Source organism: Streptomyces griseosporeus (assembly GCF_014656055.1).
Taxonomy (GTDB): Bacteria; Actinomycetota; Actinomycetes; order Streptomycetales; family Streptomycetaceae; genus Streptomyces; species Streptomyces griseosporeus.
Window position 1 is genome coordinate 624,206 of the sequence record NZ_BNBR01000004.1, and the last position, 23,184, is coordinate 647,389.

Genomic DNA, 23,184 nt, shown 5'->3' on the forward strand with positions numbered 1-23,184 from the left:
ATGACCGCACCAGAGCCCCCCGCGCGACCGGTCCTCGTGTGTGGCGAGGTGCGCACCGGACTGCTGCCGTCCCTGCACGCACTGGACGTCCGGGCCGCCACCCAGCTGCTCAGGCTGCGCTCCGACGACCACGTCCTCGTCTCCGAGCGGCCCGTCCCGCGCGTCCTGTCACCCGAGATCCTCACCGGCGTGGACTGCCCGCTGCCGGCCGCCGGCGGCGCCAGGAACCGGGCCGTCGGCACGGTCGCCGCCCGCGCCGCCCTGACCTCCGGGCGGGTGCTGCAGACCACCGCGTACGTCTCCCTTCCGGCCACCGGCCCCGACGCGCGCCGCCCCTGGGGGCAGTACCTGGTACGGCCGGGCCTGGCCGAGCCGTTCGGCAGGCTGCCGGTGCGGGCGGTGGCCGAGGGCGTGCTGCGCGGCGCCCGGCGCGGAGAGCTGGACCTCGGGATCATCGCCGAGAACCTGTCGGCCCGGCTCGTGCGTCACCCTCTGCTGGACCACAGGACCCCGTTCAAGTCCCGTCGCACCCGCATGCGCTGGGTCGCGCGGCGGGTGCCCGAGGGCGACAAGGCGGCACTGGAGCGGTTCACCCTGGCCGAGGACGGGCTGCGGACCGTGGAACTACGGCTGCCGGACGGCGTGGCGGCCGCCGCGGCGGCCGGGATGTGCGAGGACCTGGCGCTGCACGACTGGCTGCTGACCACCCTCGCGCACATGCTCGACGACAGCCGGCTCGCCGCGGCGGACGGACCCGCGGCGGTCCTGGCGCTGCGCCCGGCCGTCGACCACCTGCTGCACCTGTGGATGCCCCGAGCCCACGTGGACCGGTCCCTGACCGCTGTCTGGGATGCGCTGGAAGAGGCACCCGGCTTCACCCGCCAGTGGCAGACGCAGGTCCAGCGCATCCGCGACCAACTCGCACTTCAGGCAATCCCGTTGCTGCACCGGGCGCTGTCCCCGAGCTGACCCGGCGACCCGACGAACCCGGAAGAGGCAGGCATGGACGAAGAGCCGGGAACCCCCGGTCCCGCGGCGGGCGGTCTGCGCATACCGCCCGTCGTGCTGAAGATCCTGGTGACGGTGTCCGTGGGCACGCTCACCTATGTCCTCACCAACCTCATCGACCAGTCCCAGGAACAGCTGTGGCAGCTCGCCCTGGCCGTCGTCATCGGTGGCGCCGTGCTGATCGTCCAGTACATGGTCGACTTCGAACAGCGGCTGGGCACGGTCGAGGTGGGGCAACAGCGCAGCGGGCGGCACATGGCGCAGCTGGTCGACCGGGGCTTCAGCCGGGTCAGCGAGGTGACGGAGTTGTTCACGGCGCTGGACGCTGCCGGGATGCCGTCCCACGAGGTCGCCCGGCTCGCAAGGAGCGCCGCGCAGGTGGGGGCTCACGGCGACGGCTTCCTGGAGAAGTTCGTCCAGGCCGAGATCACCCGGCTCGCCCGCATGGTGACGGAGCTCACCTCGCAGAGCGCCGACTGGCCCGGCGAGAACAACGACCTGCTCATCGAACTCACCCGATCCGCCCGCAAAAGCATCCACGCCACCAGCAGCTTCGTCGAGACGGCCTTCTGGGACACCGCGACCGCCGCCTACTACCTGGAGGTGCAGCGCGACGCGATCCAGGAACACGGCGTGGAGATCAAGCGGCTGTTCATGGTGAAGGACCGCGAGGGGCTCAACGACAAGCTGCGGCACATCCTCGAACTCCAGCAGGACGCGGGCATCGAGGTCGGGGTGGTCGTCCTGCCCGAGCTGCCGCCTCGCATCAGCGCGGGTGCGACGCTCGACGTCGTCATCTTCGACGAGGAGCTGTACTACGAGATCACCCACGACGTGCAGGGGCGCAACCCCAGCGCCCGGCTCGACGCCCACGGGGCGCAGGTCGCCCGCCGCATGAGCCGGTTCGGCCGGCTCTGGGACGCCCGCCTGCGGACGGACGCGGACTGACGGGGCAGACCGGCGGCCGAAGCCCGCACACCGCACCCCGCCGTACGGGACAATGGCCCCATGAGTCTGTTCCGCGACGACGGCATCGTGCTGCGCACCCAGAAGCTGGGTGAGGCGGACCGGATCATCACGCTGCTCACGCGGGGGCACGGAAGGGTGCGCGCCGTGGCCCGCGGGGTGCGCCGGACCAAGTCGAAGTTCGGCGCCCGCCTCGAACCGTTCTCCCACGTCGACGTGCAGTTCTTCGCGCGCGGCAGCGAGCTGGTCGGGCGCGGGCTGCCGCTGTGCACGCAGAGCGAGACCATCGCCCCGTACGGCGGCGGCATCGTCACCGACTACGCCCGCTACACCGCCGGGACGGCCATGCTGGAGACGGCCGAGCGGTTCACCGACCACGAGGGGGAGCCCGCCGTGCAGCAGTACCTGCTGCTGGTGGGCGCCCTGCGCACCCTCGCCCGCGGCGAGCACGCCCCGCACCTCGTCCTCGACGCCTTCCTGCTGCGCTCGCTCGCCGTCAACGGCTACGCGCCCAGCTTCAGCGACTGCGCGAAGTGCGGCATGCCGGGCCCGAACCGTTTCTTCTCCGTCGCCTCCGGAGGCTCCCTGTGCGTGGACTGCCGGGTGCCCGGTAGCGTCGTACCGTCGCCGCAGACGCTGGAGCTGCTCGGCGCGCTGCTCACGGGGGACTGGCAGACCGCGGACGCGTGCGAGCCGCGGTACGTCCGGGAGGGGAGCGGGCTGGTGTCCGCCTATCTGCACTGGCACCTGGAGCGCGGGCTGCGGTCGCTCCGGTACGTGGAAAAGTAAGGGAGACGAGAAACACATGGTCGTACGCGGGTTCCTCGGGCGGCAGCGCCGGGAGTACAGGACGCCTGAGCCGCACCCGTCCGGCGCGCGGCCGCCGAAGCTCCCCGGCGAGCTGGTCCCCAACCATGTGGCGATCGTCATGGACGGCAACGGCCGCTGGGCGAAGGAGCGGGGCCTGCCCCGCACCGAGGGGCACAAGGTCGGCGCCGAGCGCGTCCTCGACGTCCTCCAGGGCGCCATCGAGATGGGCGTCGGCGCGATCTCCCTGTACGCGTTCTCCACCGAGAACTGGAAGCGCTCGCCCGACGAGGTGCGCTTCCTGATGAACTTCAACCGCGACTTCATCCGCAAGACCCGCGACCAGCTCGACGAGCTGGGCATCCGGGTGCGCTGGGTGGGGCGGATGCCCAAGCTGTGGAAGTCGGTCGCCAAGGAGCTCCAGATCGCGCAGGAGCAGACCAAGGACAACGACCGGCTCACCCTGTACTTCTGCATGAACTACGGCGGCCGCGCCGAGATCGCCGACGCCGCGCAGGCCCTCGCCGAGGACATCCGCGCCGGCCGTCTCGACCCGTCCAAGGTCAACGAGAAGACGTTCGCGCGGTACCTTTACTACCCGGACATGCCGGACGTCGACCTGTTCCTGCGGCCCAGCGGCGAGCAGCGCACCTCCAACTACCTGCTGTGGCAGAGCGCGTACGCCGAGATGGTCTTCCAGGACGTGCTGTGGCCGGACTTCGACCGCCGCGACCTGTGGCGCGCGTGCCTGGAGTTCGCCTCCCGCGACCGCCGCTTCGGCGGCGCCATCCCCAACGAGGAACTGCTGGCCATGGAGGGCCGCCAGGAGTCCTGACCGGGGCCTTCACGATCCCGCCTCATGGTCGTGGACATGGGGCGGGACCCGGCCGCCGCGAGATGGAGACGTTCCCGGGGCTGCGGGGGAACCGCGCCCCGCCGGCCGCCGGTCTGCTCGCGGTCGCGGTGACGGCGGCCGTCGGCGGGCTGCTGCCGGCGACGGGTACCGACCGGCGGTACACCCCGCCCTGAGCCGCGCCGGACCTTCTCCGCTCGGCTCTTCCTGGCCTCCGCTCGGCCCTCCTGGGCCGGCCGCTCAGTCCTCGGCCGCGGCCGTCGCGCAGTCCGCGCAGGTGCCGAAGATCTCCACCGTGTGGGCCACGTTGACGTAGCCGTGCTCGGCCGCGATGGCCTCGGCCCACTTCTCCACCGCGGGGCCCTCCACCTCGACCGCCTTGCCGCAGGTACGGCAGACGAGGTGGTGGTGGTGTTCGCCGGTGGAGCAGCGGCGGTAGACGGACTCGCCGTCGGAGGTGCGCAGGACGTCGACCTCGCCGGCCTCGGCGAGGGACTGCAGGGTGCGGTAGACCGTGGTGAGCCCGACCGAGTCGCCCTTGTGCTTCAGCATGTCGTGCAGTTCCTGGGCGCTGCGGAACTCGTCGACCTCGTTCAGGGCCGCCGCCACGGCGGCACGCTGCCGAGTGGCGCGGCCCTTCACGGGCGGTCCAGCGGTCGTCACCGATGCCTCCTCACGTCTGCGGCTTGCCGGGCCATTCTGCCAGCCCGGTCTGTGCCCGGTCAGACGCCGAGCTCGTCGCCCGCGCCCCGGCTGGCCGGAATCGCGCACTCCACCGGGTCCCCGGCGGGCCCCGCGGCGGCCGCCGCCCGGGCGCGGCGGCGGGCCAGCGGCGCGGCGAGCGCGGTCAGCACGATGAACGCGGCGATGGTCAGCAGCACGATCGTCGCGCCGGGCGGCACGTCCTGGTAGTACGACGTGACGGTGCCGCCGATGGTCACCGTGACGCCGATCGCCACGGCGATGGCGAAGGTCGCGGCGAAGCTGCGGCTGAGCTGCTGGGCGGCGGCGACGGGGACGACCATGAGCGCGGACACCAGGATCAGGCCCACGACCCGCATGGCCACGGTGACGGTGACGGCCGCGGTGATCGCGGTGAGCAGGTTCAGCGCCCGCACCGGCAGGCCGGTGACCCGCGCGAACTCCTCGTCCAGGCTGACCGCGAACAGCTGCCGCCGCAGGCCCAGGGTGACCACGACGACGAACGCCGCGAGGAGCGAGATCGCCGTCACGTCAGACGGGGAGACCGTCGACAGCGAGCCGAACAGGTACGAGCTGAGGTTGGCGTTGGACCCGCCCGGCGTCAGGTTGACGAACATCACGCCGCCGGCCATGCCACCGTAGAAGAGCATCGCGAGGGCGATGTCGCCGCGGGTCTTGCCGTACCAGCGGATCAGCTCCATGAGGACCGCGCCGAGCGCGGAGACGGCGGTGGCCATCCACACCGGCGAGGCGTTCAGCAGGAAGCCGAGGCCGACGCCGGTCATGGCCACGTGCCCGATGCCGTCGCCCATCAGGGGCTGGCGGCGCTGCACGAGGTAGATACCGATGGCCGGGGCCGTGATGCCCACCAGTACGGCGGCCAGCAGGGCCCGCTGCATGAAGGCGTAGTCGAGGAGTTCCATCAGCTGAGCAGTCCCGTGCGGATCGGTTCGGCGCCCGCCGGAGCGTGCGGGTGGACGTGGTCGTGGCCGGGCAGCGCGTGCTGGCCGACGGCCTTCGGGGGCGGTCCGTCGTGCAGGACGCAGCCGTCGCGCAGGACGACCGCCCGGTCGATGAGGGGCTCAAGCGGGCCCAGTTCGTGCAGGACGAGCAGCACCGTCGCGCCGGCGGCGACCTGCTCGCGCAGGGTCTCGGCGAGCACTTCCTGGCTGGCCAGGTCGACGCCGGCCATCGGCTCGTCCATGATCAGCAGCTCGGGTTCGGAAGCGAGCGCGCGGGCGATGAGCACGCGCTGGTGCTGGCCGCCGGAGAGCGCGTCGACGGAGTCCCTGGCGCGGTCGGCCATGCCGACCAGCTCCAGCGCCCGGCGTACGGCGGCGTGGTCGGCCTTGCGCAGCACGCCGAAGCGGGCGCGGGAGAGCCGCCCGGAGGAGACCACCTCGGTCACCGTGGCGGGGACGCCGCCCGCGGCGGTGGTGCGCTGCGGGACGTACCCGACGCGGGCCCAGTCGCGGAACCGGCGCCGCGGGGTGCCGAACAGCTCGATCTCGCCCGCGCTGACCGGCACCTGGCCGATGACGCTGCGCACGGCGGTGGACTTGCCGGAGCCGTTGGCGCCGAGCAGGGCGACGACCTCGCCGCGGGAGACGGTGAGGTCGATGCCGCGCAGGACGGGCCGTGAGCCCAGCTCGGCGCGGACGCCGCTCAGGCGTATGACGGGCTCGGTCATGCCGTCCTCCACGGGGGTGCTCACTTGGTTCCCAGGGCGGTCCGCAGGGCCTTGAGGTTGGCCCGCATGACCTGGATGTAGTCGTCGCCGCGGGAGTGGTCGGTGATGCCCTCGACCGGGTCGAGGACGTCGGTCTTCAGGCCCGCGTCCTCGGCGATGGTCCTGGCCGTCTTGTCGCTGACGAGCGTCTCGTAGAAGACGGTGGAGACGCCGTCCGCCTTCGCCATCTTCTCCAGGTCCTTCACGCGCGCGGCGCTCGGCTCGGACTCCGGGTCGAGGCCGGAGATGGCCTCCTCGGTGAGGCCGTAGCGCTCGGCGAGGTAGCCGAAGGCGGCGTGGGTGGTGATGAAGGTCCTGGTCTTCGTGTGCGCGAGCCCGTTCTTGAACTCGGTGTTCAGGGCGTCGAGCCGGGCGACCAGGGCGGCGGTGTTCTTCTTGTAGTCGGCGGCGTGGTCGGGGTCGGCCTTCTCGAAGGCCTTGCCGACGCCCTCGGCGACCTCGGCGTACTTCACCGGGTCGAGCCAGATGTGGGGGTCCTTGCCGCCGGCTTCCTCGCCGTGCTCGTCGTCGTGCCCGGCGGCGTGACCGCCGACCTCGTTGCCGTGCTCCTCCAGCGAGGTCAGCCCGGCGGCGTCGATCTTGGTCTTGACCTCGGACTGGTCGACGGCCTTGTCGACGGCGGGCTGCAGGCCCTGGAGCCAGAGGACCGCGTCGGACTCCTGGAGCTGTGCGGTCTGCTTGGCGCTGATCTCCAGGTCGTGCGGCTCCTGGCCGGGCTCGGTGAGGCTGGTGACGTGCACATGGGGGCCGCCGATCTGCTCGGCGAGGTAGGCCATGGGATAGAAGGACGCGACGACGTCGAACTTGTCCGTGTTGCCCGCGGCGGCGCTGCCGGAGCAGGCGGAGAGGGTGGCGAGACCGAGGGCCGTGACCGCGGCCGTGGCCACCGTGGGTATGAGGCGTCGTCGTACGTTCATGACACTCATTTTCAACAAAACTGGAAACCGTTGTCAACAAGGTCTCGGGAGGCCCTTCGGGGCAAGGGGCGATTTGATTGAGGGGCAGCCTGCGCCGGTACCCTGAGGCATTCGCTGTGAAGCGCCTCGCTTCAACGCCCGTCGTCGTAATGAAGAGAGCACCGTGGCCGCCGACAAGATCGACACCATCGTCAGCCTGAGCAAGCGCCGTGGCTTCGTATTCCCCTGCAGTGAGATCTACGGCGGTCAGAAGGCCGCCTGGGACTACGGACCGCTGGGTGTCGAGCTCAAGGAGAACATCAAGCGCCAGTGGTGGCGCTACATGGTGACGTCGCGCGAGGACGTCGTCGGTATCGACTCGTCCGTGATCCTGGCCCCCGAGGTGTGGGTCGCCTCCGGCCACGTCGCCACCTTCACCGACCCGCTCACCGAGTGCACCTCCTGTCACAAGCGGTTCCGCGCGGACCACCTGGAGGAGGCCTACGAGGAGAAGAAGGGCCACGCCCCGGCGAACGGCCTCGCCGACATCAACTGCCCCAACTGCGGCACCAAGGGCCAGTTCACCGAGCCCAAGCAGTTCTCGGGTCTGCTCTCCACCCACCTCGGCCCGACCCAGGACTCCGGCGCCATCGCCTACCTGCGCCCCGAGACCGCCCAGGGCATCTTCACCAACTTCGCCCAGGTGCGGACCGCCTCGCGCCGCAAGCCGCCGTTCGGCATCGCGCAGATGGGCAAGTCCTTCCGCAACGAGATCACGCCGGGCAACTTCATCTTCCGCACCCGCGAGTTCGAGCAGATGGAGATGGAGTTCTTCGTCAAGCCGGGCGAGGACGAGCAGTGGCAGGAATACTGGATGGAGCAGCGCTGGAACTGGTACACCGGCCTGGGTCTCCGTGAGGAGAACATGCGGTGGTACGAGCACCCGAAGGAGAAGCTCTCCCACTACTCCAAGCGCACCGCCGACATCGAGTACCGCTTCCAGTTCGGCGGCAGTGAGTGGGGCGAGCTGGAGGGTGTCGCCAACCGCACTGACTACGACCTGAGCGCGCACTCCAAGGCCTCCGGCCAGGACCTCTCCTACCACGACCAGGAGACCGGCGAGCGCTGGACGCCGTACGTCATCGAGCCCGCGGCGGGTGTGGGCCGCACCATGCTGGCCTTCCTGCTCGACGCCTACGTCGAGGACGAGGCGCCCAACGCCAAGGGCAAGATGGAGAAGCGCACGGTGCTGCGCCTCGACCACCGCCTCGCCCCGGTGAAGGTGGCCGTCCTCCCGCTGTCCCGCAACGCGGAGCTGTCGCCGAAGGCGAAGGGCCTCGCCCAGGCGCTGCGGCAGAACTGGAACATCGAGTTCGACGACGCCGGCGCCATCGGCCGCCGCTACCGCCGCCAGGACGAGATCGGTACGCCGTTCTGTGTCACCGTCGACTTCGACACGCTCGAGGACAACGCGGTGACCGTGCGCGAGCGGGACTCGATGAAGCAGGAGCGCGTGTCGCTGGACCAGGTCGAGGGCTACCTCGCCGCCCGCCTGCTGGGCTGCTGAGACCTGCTGCCGGCGCCGTACCAGGGGGCTCCGCCCCCTGGACCCCCGGCCTGTCGCCCACCCACCACCCGACTCGGTCGGCTGGTGGGTGGGCGTTTTTTCGCCTGCTCTTTGGTCCTCTCAACCGAGCCGCCTTTGGCTCTGTCTCCTGGACCATTCCGCCGCCAGGGTGAGGGCATGAGCCTCGCCTTCCTCCTCACCACCCTGATCGTCGTCGTCACGCCGGGGACCGGCGTAGTCCACACCCTGGCCGCCGGGCTGGCCCACGGGCGCCGGGCCGGTGTCCTCGCGGCCTTCGCGAGCACGCTGGGGATCGTCCCGCACGTGCTGGCCACCGTCACCGGCCTCGCCGCGCTGCTGAACGCGAGCGCGACGGCCTTCCAGGTCCTCAAGTACGCCGGGGTCGCCTACCTCCTCCACATGGCGTGGGCGACGCTGCGGGACAAGGAGGCGATCAGCCTCGACACCTCCGGTGGCCCCGGCTCGGCGGGCCGGGTCATCGTCCGCGGCGTCCTGATCAACCTCCTCAACCCCAAGCTGACGATCTTCTTCGTCGCGTTCCTGCCGCAGTTCGTCGACCCGGCCGAGCCGCACGCCGTGCCCCGCATGCTCGCCCTCAGCGGCGTGTTCATGGCGGCGACGTTCGTGGTGTTCGCCGGGTACGGCGTCCTCGCCGCCGCGGTCCGCGGCCACATCACCTCCCGGCCCCGGGTGATGACCTGGCTGCGGCGCGGCTTCGCGGGGTCGTTCCTGGCGCTCGGCACCAAGCTGGCCCTCACGGCGCCGTGAGGCTCAACGCCCCTGCAGCGCCCTGACGTTGTCGCCGAAGGTCCAGTTCCGCGAGCCGTCCCAGTTGACCGACCAGGTCATCAGGCCCTTGAGGGCGCCGCCGTAGTGCCGCCAGGCCTCGGCGACCTGGGACGGCGCCAGGTAGCCGCCGCCCGCGCCGGACTGCGCGGGCAGGCCGGGCACCTGCTTGTCGTACGGCACCCTGATGGTCGTCCCCTGCACCACCAGGCCCCGGTTCAGGCAGTCTGTCTGGGCCACGAAACCGGCGACGGTGCCGGCGGCGTAGGAGTCGCCGGAGCAGCCGTACATGCTGCCGTTGTAGTACTGCATGTTGAGCCACCACAGGCGGCCGTTGTCGGCGTACTTCTTGATGATCGGCAGGTACGCGCCCCAGATGGAGCCGTAGGTGATGCTGCCGCCGGTCACGTACGCCGTCTCCGGGGCCATGGTGAGGCCGAAGTTCGCGGGCATCCGGGCGAGGACGCCGTCGATGATGCGGATCAGGTTGGCCTGGGACGCGGACAACTGGCCGATGCTGCCGCTGCCGACGAGGCCGGTCTCGATGTCGATGTCGATGCCGTCGAAGTTGTACTTCTGCAGGATCGGCACGATCGTCGCCACGAACCGGTCGGCGACGGCGGTGGAACTGAGGTCGATGCCGGCCGCCGCCCCGCCGATGGACAGCAGGATCGTCTGCCCCGCGGCCTTGGCCGCGCACATCTCCGCCGGGCTCGGCACCTTCACGCCGGTGTCCATGCCGTCCTCCCACAGCGCGGTGCCGTCGGAGCGGATGACGGGGAAGGCCGCGTTGACCACGTTGTAGCCGTGGGCGGCGATGCGGGTGTCGGTGATCGGGGTCCAGCCGAAGGGCGGATGGACGCCGTTGGCGGCGCCGTCCCAGTTCTCCCAGTAGCCCTGGAGGACCTTCCCGGCCGGCTTGGACTTCACCGCGCAGGTGTCGGCGGCGGAGGCCGGGGCGGCGGTGGGGAGCTGGGTGAGACAGGCGGTGGCGAGGGCGGCGGCGAGGAGCCGGAGCACACGGCGGATCATGCGGGCCTCCCGGTGGGGGTGCGGTGAGGTGTCGCAGACATGACACCCCTGAGCGTGACTCTGGTCCAGACCACAGTCAATAGGTCTGGACCAACCCAGCAGGACTAACAAGCATGGACTGACAGATATTGAAATCTGTCATCTGTCATGCCACAGTGGGGGCATGACGATGCACACGCGAACCCTCGGAACCGCCGGCCCCCAGGTCTCCGCCCTCGGCCTCGGCTGCATGGGCATGTCCGGGATGTACGGCGCCGCCGACCGCGACGAGTCGATCGCCACGATCCACGCCGCCCTGGACGCCGGCGTCACCCTGCTCGACACCGGCGACTTCTACGGCATGGGCCACAACGAGCTGCTGATCGCCGAAGCACTCCGTACCGCCCCCGCCGCCCTCCGCGACAACGCCCTGATCAGCGTGAAGTTCGGCGCCCTGCGGGACCCCGACGGCGGCTGGTCCGGCTTCGACGGGCGCCCGGCCGCCGTGAAGAACTTCGCCGCCTACTCGCTCCAGCGCCTCGGCGTCGACCACATCGACGTCTACCGTCCCTCCCGCCTCGACCCGGACGTGCCGATCGAGGAGACCGTCGGCGCGATCGCGGAGCTGGTGGAGAAGGGGTACGTCCGGCACATCGGCCTGAGCGAGGTCGGCGCCGACACGATCCGCCGGGCCGCCGCCACGGCCCCCATCGCCGACCTCCAGATCGAGTACGCGCTGGTCTCCCGCGGCCCCGAGCGGGACATCCTCCCGACCACCCGCGAGCTGGGCATCGCGATCACGGCGTACGGCGTCCTCTCGCGCGGCCTGATCTCCGGCCACTTCACGCCGGACCAGCAGTTCGCCGCGAACGACTTCCGGGCCTACTCGCCCCGCTTCCAGGGCGACAACTACCGGCACAACCTCACCCTCGTCGAGGCCCTGCGCAAGATCGCCGAGCAGAAGGGCGTCACGGTCGCGCAGATCGCCATCGCCTGGGTGCTCTCCCGCGGCGACGACATCGTCCCGCTGGTCGGCGCCCGCACCCGGGAGCGGCTGACCGAGTCCCTGGGCGCGCTGGACGTCACCCTGGACCGGGCCGACCTCGACGCCATCGACGAGGCGGTCCCGGCGGAGGCGGTGGCGGGCACCCGGTACGCCGCCGAGCAGATGGCGATGCTCGACAGCGAACGATGAACACCGCGCCGGGTACGGTCTAGGCCATGGCACCCACCGCTGAGACCCTGACCGCCGAACGCATCCTCGAAGCCACCGAGGAGGTGCTGCGCCGCCACGGCCCCGCGAAGGCGACCGTGGTGGACGTGGCCCGGGCGCTCGGGGTCAGCCACGGTAGTGTCTACCGGCACTTCCGCACGAAGGCCGCGCTGCGGGAGGCGGTGACGAAGCGGTGGCTGGACCGTACGTCGCAGGAGCTGTCCGGCATCGCGACCGACGCCTCGCGCGATCCCGAGACACGCCTGCGGGACTGGCTGGCGACGCTCTTCGCGGCGAAGCGGCGCAAGGCGGGGGATGATCCGGAGCTCTTCGCCACGTACATGGTCCTCACGGACGAGAGCGGCAGCGCGGTCGCCGACCATGTCGCCGACCTGACGGGCCAGCTCGCGCGGATCGTGGAGTCGGGCGTGGAGTCGGGCGCGTTCGCCTCGCCCGACCCGGCGAGGACGGCCCGCGCCCTGTTCCAGACGACGGGCCGCTTCCACGACCCCTGCTACGCGGGCGACTGGACCCGCCCCGACATCGAGACCGACTTCACCGCGGTACTGGACCTGCTGGTGCGAGGCCTGCGGACAAGCTGACCTGAAGGTGCCTGCACCTGGGCACCCGGCGCTGGTGCGGGCCGGGGGTGGGTCGCGCAGCCCGGCGCTTGCGGGGTGCCGCTGCGCCCACCCGTGCCGCCCCAGCGGCACGACTGCCCGCAGCTCAGCCGATGGCGGGCTGCAGTCGCCCACGGCGGGAAGGGGACGTGTCGGGGGGTGTCCGCCCGCAGCGGGCGCCGGAAAGAAGCGGCACAAATTTGACCGTACCCAGCGGCGCACCGAGGACGGATACCCCCCGGCGCGGCCCCGACCCACCCCCCAGCCGTAGGCGCTACACCAGCCACCCACCCACAGAAACGGGCCGCCGCAGGCATTCAGGGGCGCGGGGAACTGCGCGAGCAACCACCCACCCACCCGCACCAGCCGCCGCAGGCAACCGCCTCAGCCCACCACCCGCGGCAACCGCAAGCTCAACACCCCCGTCACCACAACCCCCACCCCCTGCACACCCAACGTCACCAGCAGAGCGTCCCGCATCCCCAGATGCGGGGTCAGCGACAGGAACAGCGTCCCCAGCGTCGCCACCCCCAACGCCAACGACGCCTGCTGCGTCGTCGACATCACGCCGCTGCCCACCCCGGCCCGCCCCGCCGGCACCTCGGACAGCACGACCCGGTAGATGACCGGCAGCTGCAGCGCCTGCCCGGCCCCCGCCACCGCCCCACCCGGCAGCAGCGCCACGACGCCCAGGTCCGGCCAGGACTGCCACGCGGCGAGCCCGATCAGCCCGAGCCCGATCCCCTGCAGCACCGCGCCCGCGCCGACGACCCGCGTCCCGTACCGCGCGACCAGCCGCGGCCCGGCCAGCGAGGTGAAGAAGAAGACCACCGCCAGCGGAGCCAGCGCCAGCCCGGCCGGCACGGGCCCGAGCCCGGCCCCCCGCTGCAGCGCCACGGCCACGACGAACATGAACCCGCTGAACCCGATCGAGAACGGCAGGATCATCACCAGCCCCCGCCGCAACGACACCAGCTCGAACAGACTCGGCGGCACGAGCGGCGTCCGCCCCCGCCGGTCGGCCCGGCGCTCCACCGCGTAGAAGGCACCCGCGGCCAGCGGAAACGCGGCGAGCGACAGCCACGTCCACAGCGGCCACCCCGCCGCCCGCCCCTCGGTCAGCGGCGCCAGCAGGGCGAGCAGCGCCACCGCGAGCAGCACGGTGCCGGGCCCGTCCACGGGTTCCGGCGCCTGCGACCGCGTCTCCGGCACGGTCCGCGCGGCGAGCACCAGCCCGAGCAGCACGACGGGCACGTTGACGAGGAACACCAGCCGCCACCCCGTACCCCACAGGTCCGCGGCGACGAGCAGCCCGCCGAGGATCTGGCCGGCCACCATGGACAGGCCGGCGGTGGCGCCGTACAGGCCCATGGCCTTGGCGCGGCGCGCCCCGGACGTGGCGGCCTGGATCGTGGCCAGCACCTGCGGCAGCATCGCCGCGGACGCGGCACCCTGCGCGACCCGGGCGGCGACGAGGCTCCAGGCGTCCGGCGCGAGCCCGCAGGCCAGCGAGGTCAGGCCGAACGCGGCCATGCCGCCGAGGAAGAACCGGCGCCGCCCGAAGAGGTCGCCGAGCCGCCCGCCGAGGACGAGCAGCACGGCGTAGGCGACGCCGTACCCGGCGACGACGAGTTCCAGGACGGACTCACCGGCGTGCAGGTCCCGGCCGATGGTCGGCAGGGCGACGTTGACGATGAAGAAGTCGACGAGCGGGAGCGCCGCGGCGAGCAGGACGGTGAACAGCCCGGCGCCGCTGAGCGCGGCGGACGGTCCGGGCCGGGAACGGACAGGACGTGAGGCTACGGTTTCGGTCACGCAACCGAGCCTGCGCGGCCGCCCAGCGGGGTACCAGAGTCTCCTTGTCCTGGTACAAGGAGCACCTGGAAACAGGATGCGCCTCCGGGCACCCTGGAACCATGACCACGCTGGCCCAGGAGAGAGAGTCTGCCCCCGCCCCCGAGATCCGCCGCCACGAACTCGCCGCCTTCCTCCGCAGCCGCCGCGAGCGCATCGCGCCCGAGCAGGTCGGCCTGCCCCGCGGCCGCCGGCGCCGTACCCCCGGGCTGCGGCGCGAGGAGGTCGCGCAGCTCTCCGCGGTCGGCGTCACCTGGTACACGTGGCTGGAGCAGGCCCGCGACATCCAGGTCTCGGTGCAGGTGCTGGACTCCCTGGCGCGTGCCCTGATGCTGGACGCGAGCGAGCGCGCGCACCTGTTCCAGCTGGCGGGCGCGGTGGACCCGTCCCCGGCGCAGAGCTGCCCCTCGGTCACACCGTCGGTGCGGGCCCTGCTGGAGCAGCTGGAGCCGGTGCCGGCGTCGGTCCAGAACGACCGGTACGACATCGTCGCCTACAACCGCACCTACGGTCAGCTGCTGTGCGACCTGGACACGGTGCCGCCCGAGGACCGCAACTGCCTGATCCTCTCCCACACCAACGACGACTGGCGCTCCTCGATCGTGCACCTGGAGGAGGCCCAGCGGCTGATGGCGGCCCGCTTCCGCGCGGCGATGGCGTCCCACCTGGGTGAGCCGGCCTGGAAGATGCTGCTGAACAGGCTGCGCGAGGCGTCCGCCGACTTCCGCGAGAACTGGGACCGCCACGAGGTGGTCGCGCACCGCACGAAGCGCAAGGAGTTCGTCAACCGCTACGTCGGCCGCCTAACCGTCGACCACACGGACCTGTGGCTGAACCCGGAGCTGGGGGCGCGGATGGTGACGTACGTGCCGGCGGACGAGGAGACCCGGGAGCGCCTGGAGAGGCTGCACGGGATCGCGCTGGCGAAGGCAGCGGGCGACCTCCCGGCGCCGAGCCCTCTTCAGGTGCCGAGCCCTCTTTAGCGGGGCTCGGTCGCGCCCACGGCCTCCCGGCCGGCGGCACCGCCGCCGGCCCCCTCCCCGTCCCCCAGCCGCGCAGCCGTCCGCTCCGCCGTCCCCCGAGCCCACCGCCCGCTGCTGAGCAGCCCCAGCCCGAGCACGGCCGCGCCGCAGCCCGCGAGGATCCACCAGCCGGGACGGGCGGCCGGGACGAACGTGTCCCGGTACGACGCCGAGGCCACGCCCGACGCCAGGACCGCGCCCACCACCGCGACGCCCAGGGTCTGCCCGAGCTGCCGGCTGGTGGAGGCGACCGCCGCCGCGACGCCCGCCTGGGCGCGGGGCATGCCGGAGACCGCCGTGTTGGTGATCGGCGCGTTGACGAAGCCGAAGCCGATGCCGAACAGGGCGTACCCGGCGAAGAGGGTGACGTTCGACGTCTGCGCCTCGAACGCCGCGAACAGCACCGCGCTCGCGGTCATCGCGACCCCCGCGACCAGCAGCGGCAGCCGCGGCCCCCGGCTGCCGACCAGCCGCCCGGACAGCGGGGCGCACAGGAAGGTCGGTACGGCCATCGGCAGCATCCACAGACCGGCGTGCAGGGCGCTCAGGCCGCGCACGTTCTGCAGGTACAGCGTGGACAGGAACAGGAAGCCGCCGAGCGCGGCGAAGGCGCTGATCGCGATGACGGTGGCGCCGCTGAACGGGGCGGAGCGGAAGAACCGCAGGTCGATGAGGGGCTCGGGGCGCCGGGGCTCGTACACGAGCAGCGCGAGCAGGGCCGCCGCGGCGACCGCCGCGAAGGGCAGGACGTGCGCGGTCCCCGACTCGGGCGCCTCGATGATGGCGTACGTCAGCGCACCGAACAGGGCGATGACGAGGACCTGGCCGACCGGGTCGGGGCGGCGGGCCCGGGGCGCGCGGGACTCGGGGACGAAGCGCAGCGTGAGCACCAGGGCGGCCAGGCCCACGGGCAGGTTGACCCAGAAGATCGAGCGCCAGCCGACGGACTCCACCAGCAGGCCCCCGACGAGCGGGCCCGCGGCCATGGAGATGCCGACGACCGCGCCCCACACGCCGATCGCGCGGGCGCGTTCCCGCGGGTCGGTGAAGGTGTTGGTGATGATCGACATGGCGACCGGGTTCAGCATGGAGCCGCCGACCGCCTGGACCATGCGGAAGGCGACCAGCCAGGACAGGCCGGGTGCGAGGGAGCACAGGACGGAGCCGGCCGTGAAGACGACCAGGCCGGCCATGAACACCCGCTTGCGGCCGACGCGGTCGGCGGTGGAGCCCGCGAGCATCAGCAGCGAGGCGAGCACCAGGGTGTAGGCGTCGATGGTCCACTGCAGCCCGGACGTCGTGGCGTGCAGGTCCTGCTGCATGGACGGCAGGGCGACGTTCAGGACGGTGTTGTCGAGGCTCACGATCAGCAGGCTCATGCAGCAGATCGCGAGGACGAGCAGGCGTCGGCGAGGGCTCAGCTCGGGCATGCGCTCCAGCGTACGCCGATTTCGATAGTGCGGCTAACTAATGGCCGCTGCATGATCGGGGTGCTCCGGAGGGAACACGGTCGAGGCGCCGCGGACCGATGGGTCAGAATGGGGGAATGCCCACGACCGCCACGGCCCTGAAGATCGGCCCGCACACCGTCCAGCCGCCCGTCGTGCTCGCCCCCATGGCGGGTATCACCAACGCGCCCTTCCGCACGCTGTGCCGGGAGTTCAGCGGCGGCAAGGGGCTGTTCGTCAGCGAGATGATCACCACCCGTGCGCTGGTCGAGCGCAACGAGAAGACGATGCAGCTGATCCACTTCGACGCGACGGAGAAGCCGCGCTCGATCCAGCTGTACGGCGTCGACCCGGCCACCGTCGGCAAGGCCGTCCGCATGATCGTCGAGGAGGACCTCGCCGACCACATCGACCTGAACTTCGGCTGCCCGGTCCCCAAGGTGACGCGCAAGGGCGGCGGATCCGCCCTGCCCTACAAGCGGAACCTGCTGCGGGCCATCCTCCGCGAGGCCGTCTCCGGCGCCGGCGACCTGCCGGTGACGATGAAGATGCGCAAGGGCATCGACGACGACCACCTCACCTACCTCGACGCCGGCCGCATCGCCGTCGAGGAGGGCGTCACCGCGATCGCCCTGCACGGCCGCACCACCGCGCAGCACTACGGCGGCACCGCCGACTGGGACGCCATCGCCCGCCTCAAGGAGCACGTCCCGGAGATCCCCGTGCTCGGCAACGGCGACATCTGGTCCGCCGAGGACGCGCTGCGCATGGTCCGCGAGACCGGCTGCGACGGCGTCGTCGTCGGCCGCGGCTGCCTCGGCCGGCCGTGGCTCTTCGCCGACCTGGTCGCCGCGTTCGAGGGCCGGACCGACGACTTCGTACGGCCCACCCTGCGCGAGGTCGCCGACGTCATGGTCCGGCACGCCACCCTGCTCGGCGAGTGGATCGGCGACGAGTCCAAGGGCGTCGTCGACTTCCGCAAGCACGTCGCCTGGTACCTCAAGGGCTTCGCCGTCGGCTCCGAGATGCGCAAGCGGCTCGCGATCACCTCCTCCCTGGAGGAACTGCGCGCCGGGCTCGACGAGCTGGACCTCGACCAGCCCTGGCCGGCCGGCGCCGACGGCCCGCGCGGCCGTACCTCCGGCAACAACCGCGTCGTCCTGCCCGACGGCTGGCTGAAGGACCCCTACGACTGCGCGGGTGTCACCGAGGACGCCGAGCTGGACACCTCCGGCGGCTGACCGGGACGCCGGCCGGCCCAGGTCAGCCGTTGCTGGGGTGCGGGGTGGAGCCGTACGCCGTCAGGAAGCGGTCGCGGAAGGCGTCCATCTTCCACACGGGCGCGTCGTGCGCCGGGCGCAGGCCGTCGCTCCACTTCCAGCCCGCGATCTTCTCCAGCACCTTCGGGTCCTTCGCGACGATCGCGACCGGCACGTCCCGGCTGGCGTGGTTGCCGCTGACCCGGGCGATGGGCTGGTGGTCGCCGAGGAAGACCAGGACGGTGTCGTCGGTGCCGTAGCGGGTGAGCCACTGGGTGAGGCTGGTCACCGAGTACTGGATCGTCTTGCCGTACTCCTCCTTGGAGCGCTGGGAGTCGGTGACGATGTCCCTCGGGTCGTTGCCCGCCTTCTGGATCGGGCCGAAGATCCGGCCGTCGCCCAGCTCGTCCCAGCCGACCAGCTTCGGGATCGGCGCCCACGGCTGGTGGCTGGAGGTCAGGATGATCTCCGACATCAGCGGCTTGTCGCGCTTGCGACCGTGCTCCAGCCGCTGGAACGCCTCCAGCGCGTACTGGTCCGGCATCGTCGACCAGGAGAACTTCGGCCCCCGGTAGCCCAGGTCGAAGGCGTCGTACAGCTTGTCCAGGCCGTAGTACCTCTGCTCCGGCCAGCCCTTCTGCACGCCCGGCATCACACCGACCGTGTCCCAGGCGCCGGTCTTCTGGAACACCTTCGTCAGCGGCAGGTGATCGCCGGAGGTGACGGTGCGGTAGCGGTTCTGGTTGTCGATCCACAGGCCCGACAGGAACGTGGAGTGGCCGAGCCAGCTGTTCCCGCCGTACGTCGCCGACGTCAGCCAGCCGCTCTTTGCGTGGAACCCGGCCTTCGCCAGCGCCTGGGTGCTCGCGTCGAGCGTGCGGTCGACGCCGGGCGCCATGACCGGGTCCTCGACGGCGCTGCGGCCGTAGCTCTCGATGAAGGTGAAGATCATGTCCTTGCCGCGCAGGTCCGGCACGAGCTGGGCGGGCGGCGTCGCGCCGAACGCGTCCGCCTTCGCCTCCTTCGCGAACGCCCGCTCGTCGCGGATGGTGTTCCGCACCGCCTCCTCGCGGTAGCGCACCATCGTGTACGCGTGCTGGGAGGCCACCGGAATGCCCGAGAACTGCACGTCCAGCGTCGAACACGTCATCCACACGGCGCTGAGCAGTAGCAACGCGCGCGTCGAGCGGGCCGGGTGGCGGCCGACGAGCCCGCCGACCCGCAGGGCCGCCCAGACCATCGCCGCCAGCAGTGCGGCGACCAGCGCGATCACGCCGACGGCCGCGAGCAGCGCGGTCGTGCCGCCCAGCGTGTCGGCGAGGTAGGACTGGGCGTCGTCCAGCAGCTGCCAGTCGAGGATCACGTTGAAGCTGCGGCCTAGGTACTCGTTGAAGCCGACGTCCATCAGGTTGAGCACCGTCAGCACACCGAGCCCCAGCCCGGCCACCGCCGCGACCCAGGGCCGCGCCCGGCGCGGCAGCGCGATCAGCACGGCCGCGCCGAGCAGCCCCTCCACCGGTATTCGGGTGAACATCGCCGCCTTGAACTGCTCGCTCTTGTTCGGCAGCAGCAGCGCGGACACCACCAGCGCGAACGCCAGCACGGTGACGGCGACCGACGCCACCTCGACGGTGCGGGGGTGCGCCTCCTTCCACCCCCGCCAGACCCGCAGGGGCCTGCGGACGGCGGTGAGGGTCAGGCGCGCCCGGGTCGTGGAGGTGTTCTCGGCAGCCGGTTCCGTCACCTCGATCGTGCTGGTGTCCTGGGCCACCCCGGGGTCCTTCCATACGCGGCGAGACGAGAGCGGCGGGCCCACGCAGGGAGGAGCAGCGCCCGCCACCCACCCGTACGTCCCGGCCGGGGTACCTGTTCAGCCGCCCCGGCCAGGCACAGGCAAACACCGGGCAAACGCCTGACCAAGGCGTCCGTGGTGCTACGCCCCGCCCACCGCCGTCAGCAGCGCCAGCGGCGCCGCGGCCGACCGCGACTCCCGGACGCACGCGTGCGGGTACGGCACCGGCTCCCCGTGCGTCTCCCGCCCGTACCCCGCGATGACCTCCGGCAGCCGGTGCCCCGCCGCCGTCGCCGCGTCCACCAGCCCGTGGGCCACCGCCCGCGCCTCGTCGTGCAGTCCGTACCGCGCCAGCCCCAGCGTGATCAGCGCGTTGTCGTGCGGCCACACCGACCCCCGGTGGTACGACAGCGGGTGGTACGCCGCCTGCCCCGCGGCCAGCGTCCGCACCCCCCACCCGGAGAAGAAGTCCGGCTCCAGCAGCCGCCGCCCGACCAGCTCGCCGTACTCCTTGTCGAGCAGCCCCGACCACAGCAGGTGCCCGGCGTCCGAGGCGAGCGCGTCGACCTGCCGGCCCTCGCCGTCCAGCGCGAGCGCCGGGAAGTCGTGGTCCGGCATCCAGAAGTCCCGCTGGAAGCGGTCCCGCAGGTCACCGGCGGCCTGCTCCAGCAGCGCCGCGTACGTCGCGTCCTCCCACACCGTCCGCGCCAGCCACGCCGTGCGCCGCAGCGCGTCGTAGGCGTACCCCTGCGCCCCCGCCGCCATCACCGGCCCGGTCGGCCGGGTGCCGTCGGCGGAGCAGATCGCGCCGGGGGAGTCCTTCCAGTTCTGGTTGGCGAGGCCGCCGCGGTCGGCGCGGTAGACGAGGTAGCCGCGGGAGGTCAGGCCCCCGTGGTCGAGCATCCAGCCGATCGCGGCGCGGGCGTGCCGCTCCAGCCGGCGGGCGGTCGCCGTGTCCCCGGTCTGCTCGACGTACGCGCCGAGCAGGACGAGGAAGAGCGGGGTGGCGTCGACGGAGCCGTAGTAGCGGCCGTAGGGCACCTGCCCGAAGTGGGCCAGCTCGCCGTGGCGCACCTCGTGCACGATCTTGCCCGGCTGGGCGACGGAGGCCGGCCCCGACTCGGTCGCCTGGGCCGCCGCCAGCGCCAGCAGGGTGGCGGCGGCCGGCTGGGGGCGGTAGGGGAGGGCGAAGAGGGAGGTGAGGAGGGCGTCGCGGCCCAGCAGGGTGAGGAACCAGGGCGCCCCGGCCGCGGGGACGCGCAGTTCCTCGCCGTCCGGGCCGGTCGCCGGGACCTGGAGCGCCGCGAGGTCGGCGAGGCCCCGCGCGCAGGCCGCGGCCAGCTCCGGCCAGCCGGTCGGGAAGGCCACGCCCTCCACGAACCGCCCCTCCAGCGCGAGGAGCTGCTCGGTGACGGACGCGGGGGAGCGGGGCACGCGCAGCGCCCGCTTCTCGCCGTGCGGCCGGGCCATCACCCGCACCGTCAGCTCCGCGGTGCCGTGCGGTTCCAGGTCGAGGGTCCACACCAGGCGGCGGGCGCCGGTGCCGGTCTCCTCCACGGCGTCCGGGACGGGCTCGGCCGTCACCGTCGTACAGGAACGCCACTCGCCCCGCCGGTAGGTGAACTCCAGCCCGTGGTCGAGGACCTGGCGGGAGCGTACGGCGCCGGACTTGGCGTAGGTGCGGTGGTCGGAGCGCAGCTCGAACTGGTCGGCGAAGTCGGCGTCGGCGGTGATGGCGAGCCGGACCGTGGTGCGCACCGGGCGGTTGCTGGTGACCCGCAGCAGGTCCACGAACGAGCCGTCGCCGACGGCCTGTTCGCGGAAGAGGGTGCAGGAGGGCGGTTCGTTGCGGCCGCCGCGCGGGACGAGCACGCAGCGCGCGATCTCGTCGCCGTCGGCGACGGGCGTCAGCTCCTCCGGCACCGCGCCGTCGACGGTCAGCTGCCAGCGGCTGAGGTGCCGGGCGTCGCGCACGAACAGCCCGTCCGGGAAGCGGCCGCCCCGCGCCCCGCTGATCTCGCCGCCGTCGCCGACGGTCGCGAACGTCCCGCCGTACACGAGCAGATGGTGTCGTTCCGTCATCCCCCATCCCCTCCCCTGACTGCCGGCCGGTCCGCGGCCGGCCTGACGTTGTGGCTGCGGGTGTGCAGCAGATCGAGCGTGAGGGCCGCGGTCCAGCTGAAGCCGGTCGCGCCGCACGCCTCGCCGGTGTACGGGTCGACGTACTCGGCGAAGTCCGAGGTCCCGGCGGTGGCGATGAGCGCGTCGGCGAGCGCGTCGGCCAGGGCCCGCTCGTCGTGCACGCGCAGGCCCCGCTCCACCAGCCAGGCGGTGTTGAACCAGGCCGGCCCCCGCCAGTAGCGGTGCGGGTCGAAGGCCTCGCCGAGCAGGTCGTAGCTGGGGACCAGCCGGGTGGTGGCGCCCAGCCCGAAGTGCGGGCCGGTGAGGGTGCCGACGAGCGCGGCCACCTTCTCGCGCGGCAGCGTCGGCAGCAGCAGCGGCACCAGGCCGGAGACGCCGCGCTCGCGGATCGGTTCGCCGGTGCGCACGTCCCGGCAGAAGAACATGCCCTCGGCCGGGTCCCACAGCCGTTCGACCAGCGCGTGGGTGAGCCGCTCGGCCCGCGCGTGCCGGGCGGTGCCCGGCGCGCCCAGCTCGTGCGCGATCCGCGCGAGCGCGTGCTCGGAGGCGACCAGCAGGGCGTTGAAGGCGGGGTCCTCGACGGCGAAGTCACCGGGGCCGTCGGCGTATCCACGGTCGCGGTAGTCGGCGGCCAGCCGCACGTACCGCCCGTAGTCCAGATCGGTCGGCCGGTCCTCGGCCGCCCCGTGGTCGAGGTCGGCACGCCGGAAGGAACGGGCGGGCGCCGGGGTGATCCGGGACAGGGGAAGATCCCAGCAGGGGCTGTTGTCCATGCCCTGCTCCCACGGGTGTACGACGGACACCAGGCCGCCCCCGCCCAGGTCACGCCGGTGCAGCAGATAGCGGTGCCAGGCCGCGAGCCGTGGGTAGACCCGGGCCAGGAAGCCGCGCGTCCGCGACAGCCACGGGTCGGCGCAGTGCACCAGCCACGCCGCCAGCGCGTGCACCGGTGGCTGCACGATGCCGGACGTCTGTACGGTGCGCGGGGCGCCCGCACCGCGACCGGCGGTGGCGGAGCGCCAGAAGTCGGGGCTGGGGAAGTACGCGTCGAGCGGGACGGAGGGGTTGAAGACGATGTGCGGGACGCGTCCGTCGCCCCACTGCGCCGCCAGCAGCGTCTCCAGTTCCGTCTGGGCCCGTAACGGCGAGCGGTGGCGCAGCCCGATGGCGATGAACGCCGAGTCCCACGACCACTGGTGCGGGTACAGCCCGCGCGAGGGGACCGTGGAGCTGCCCGTCCAGTTCTCCTCCAGCACTCGCCCGGCCCTGAGCTGCAGAGTGTCCGCCGCGGGCGGCGGATCGTATGCGATGTCACGCTCGGTGGGACGGGTGGTGAGCTGGACAGTGCGATCCACTCGGGACTCCCCGAAAGACGTCCGGCCGACGGGTTCGGCCGTGGCCACCGTTGGGTTACGTCTATTTAACACGCAAAACTCACTATGTAATGCAGGCTTGGGAAACACAAGG

The 23,184-nt window shown here is 72.2% G+C and carries 21 protein-coding genes; 11 read left to right on the forward strand and 10 right to left on the reverse strand.

Going from position 1 to position 23,184, the window contains the following annotated elements; all coding sequences use genetic code 11:
* The 5 genes from IE308_RS21790 (at position 1) to IE308_RS37260 (ending at position 3,810) form a co-directional block, all read left to right on the forward strand.
* Positions 1 to 969 (forward strand): SCO2521 family protein, encoded by a 969-nt coding sequence (locus tag IE308_RS21790; RefSeq protein ID WP_190219210.1) that lies wholly within the window; start codon positions 1 to 3, stop codon positions 967 to 969.
* Positions 970 to 1,002: 33 nt separating this feature from the next.
* Positions 1,003 to 1,956, forward strand: a complete 954-nt coding sequence (locus IE308_RS21795) for a hypothetical protein (protein WP_190219211.1) — start codon at positions 1,003 to 1,005, stop codon at positions 1,954 to 1,956.
* Between the two features lie 60 nt (positions 1,957 to 2,016).
* Entirely contained in the window at positions 2,017 to 2,763 is a 747-nt protein-coding gene (gene recO / locus IE308_RS21800; protein ID WP_110628053.1) for a DNA repair protein RecO, read from the forward strand.
* 16 nt (positions 2,764 to 2,779) lie between these two features.
* Positions 2,780 to 3,616 carry an isoprenyl transferase gene (locus tag IE308_RS21805; protein WP_110628052.1) on the forward strand — a complete coding sequence of 279 codons (837 nt, stop codon included), beginning with the start codon at positions 2,780 to 2,782 and terminating at the stop codon, positions 3,614 to 3,616.
* A 62-nt stretch (positions 3,617 to 3,678) separates the two neighbouring features.
* Positions 3,679 to 3,810 (forward strand): hypothetical protein, encoded by a 132-nt coding sequence (locus IE308_RS37260; RefSeq protein WP_268256489.1) that lies wholly within the window; start codon positions 3,679 to 3,681, stop codon positions 3,808 to 3,810.
* 64 nt (positions 3,811 to 3,874) lie between these two features.
* Here IE308_RS37260 and IE308_RS21810 read toward each other — a convergent pair whose 3' ends face one another.
* Genes IE308_RS21810 through IE308_RS21825 form a run of 4 tightly spaced genes read right to left on the reverse strand, consistent with a single transcriptional unit; the run spans position 3,875 to position 7,003 of the window.
* Positions 3,875 to 4,297 carry a Fur family transcriptional regulator gene (locus IE308_RS21810; protein WP_190219212.1) on the reverse strand — a complete coding sequence of 141 codons (423 nt, stop codon included), beginning with the start codon at positions 4,295 to 4,297 and terminating at the stop codon, positions 3,875 to 3,877.
* Positions 4,298 to 4,356: 59 nt separating this feature from the next.
* On the reverse strand, positions 4,357 to 5,259 hold the full coding sequence (locus IE308_RS21815) for a metal ABC transporter permease (RefSeq protein WP_190219213.1): 903 nt from the start codon (positions 5,257 to 5,259) through the stop codon (positions 4,357 to 4,359).
* Entirely contained in the window at positions 5,259 to 6,026 is a 768-nt protein-coding gene (locus tag IE308_RS21820) for a metal ABC transporter ATP-binding protein (RefSeq protein ID WP_190219214.1), read from the reverse strand. Before IE308_RS21820 ends, IE308_RS21815 begins: the two co-directional genes overlap by 1 nt.
* Positions 6,027 to 6,046: 20 nt before the next feature.
* The gene (locus tag IE308_RS21825; RefSeq protein ID WP_190219215.1) at positions 6,047 to 7,003 is read right to left on the reverse strand and encodes a metal ABC transporter substrate-binding protein; all 957 of its coding nucleotides are present in this window, start codon (positions 7,001 to 7,003) and stop codon (positions 6,047 to 6,049) included.
* A gap of 163 nt (positions 7,004 to 7,166) precedes the next feature.
* On the opposite strand from IE308_RS21825, the gene IE308_RS21830 reads away from it, so the two are divergent.
* Complete coding sequence (locus IE308_RS21830; RefSeq protein WP_110628047.1) at positions 7,167 to 8,549, forward strand: glycine--tRNA ligase; 1,383 nt, start codon at positions 7,167 to 7,169, stop codon at positions 8,547 to 8,549.
* 177 nt (positions 8,550 to 8,726) lie between these two features.
* Positions 8,727 to 9,338, forward strand: a complete 612-nt coding sequence (locus IE308_RS21835) for a LysE family translocator (RefSeq protein WP_190219216.1) — start codon at positions 8,727 to 8,729, stop codon at positions 9,336 to 9,338.
* 3 nt (positions 9,339 to 9,341) lie between these two features.
* On the opposite strand, the gene IE308_RS21840 is transcribed toward IE308_RS21835, so the two are convergent.
* Positions 9,342 to 10,388 (reverse strand): chitinase, encoded by a 1,047-nt coding sequence (locus IE308_RS21840; protein ID WP_190219217.1) that lies wholly within the window; start codon positions 10,386 to 10,388, stop codon positions 9,342 to 9,344.
* A 163-nt stretch (positions 10,389 to 10,551) separates the two neighbouring features.
* Here IE308_RS21840 and IE308_RS21845 point away from each other — a divergent pair, with 163 nt between their 5' ends.
* Entirely contained in the window at positions 10,552 to 11,562 is a 1,011-nt protein-coding gene (locus tag IE308_RS21845; RefSeq protein WP_190219218.1) for an aldo/keto reductase, read from the forward strand.
* 26 nt (positions 11,563 to 11,588) lie between these two features.
* Positions 11,589 to 12,182 (forward strand): TetR/AcrR family transcriptional regulator, encoded by a 594-nt coding sequence (locus tag IE308_RS21850; protein WP_190219219.1) that lies wholly within the window; start codon positions 11,589 to 11,591, stop codon positions 12,180 to 12,182.
* 402 nt (positions 12,183 to 12,584) lie between these two features.
* Here IE308_RS21850 and IE308_RS21855 read toward each other — a convergent pair whose 3' ends face one another.
* Positions 12,585 to 14,015, reverse strand: coding sequence for an MFS transporter (locus IE308_RS21855; RefSeq protein WP_190219220.1), 1,431 nt, complete (start codon positions 14,013 to 14,015; stop codon positions 12,585 to 12,587).
* Positions 14,016 to 14,116: 101 nt separating this feature from the next.
* Between IE308_RS21855 and IE308_RS21860 the strand changes: the two genes are divergently transcribed.
* On the forward strand, positions 14,117 to 15,037 hold the full coding sequence (locus IE308_RS21860; RefSeq protein WP_190219221.1) for a helix-turn-helix transcriptional regulator: 921 nt from the start codon (positions 14,117 to 14,119) through the stop codon (positions 15,035 to 15,037).
* Here IE308_RS21860 and IE308_RS21865 read toward each other — a convergent pair.
* Positions 15,034 to 16,506, reverse strand: a complete 1,473-nt coding sequence (locus IE308_RS21865; protein WP_110628040.1) for an MFS transporter — start codon at positions 16,504 to 16,506, stop codon at positions 15,034 to 15,036. The genes IE308_RS21860 and IE308_RS21865 overlap by 4 nt on opposite strands.
* 98 nt (positions 16,507 to 16,604) lie before the next feature.
* Here IE308_RS21865 and dusB point away from each other — a divergent pair, with 98 nt between their 5' ends.
* Entirely contained in the window at positions 16,605 to 17,765 is a 1,161-nt protein-coding gene (dusB, locus tag IE308_RS21870) for a tRNA dihydrouridine synthase DusB (RefSeq protein ID WP_373314550.1), read from the forward strand.
* 22 nt (positions 17,766 to 17,787) lie between these two features.
* Here the strand turns inward: dusB and IE308_RS21875 are convergent, their stop codons facing one another.
* From IE308_RS21875 to IE308_RS21885, 3 genes are all read right to left on the reverse strand, one after another.
* Positions 17,788 to 19,554 carry an LTA synthase family protein gene (locus tag IE308_RS21875; RefSeq protein ID WP_190219222.1) on the reverse strand — a complete coding sequence of 589 codons (1,767 nt, stop codon included), beginning with the start codon at positions 19,552 to 19,554 and terminating at the stop codon, positions 17,788 to 17,790.
* Positions 19,555 to 19,716: 162 nt separating this feature from the next.
* A complete protein-coding gene (locus IE308_RS21880) occupies positions 19,717 to 21,657 on the reverse strand; it encodes an amylo-alpha-1,6-glucosidase (protein ID WP_190219223.1) in 1,941 nt (646 codons plus the stop codon).
* A complete protein-coding gene (locus IE308_RS21885; RefSeq protein ID WP_110628037.1) occupies positions 21,654 to 23,072 on the reverse strand; it encodes an MGH1-like glycoside hydrolase domain-containing protein in 1,419 nt (472 codons plus the stop codon). The genes IE308_RS21880 and IE308_RS21885 overlap by 4 nt, the downstream gene beginning before the upstream one ends.
* Between the last annotated feature and the right edge of the window lie 112 nt (positions 23,073 to 23,184).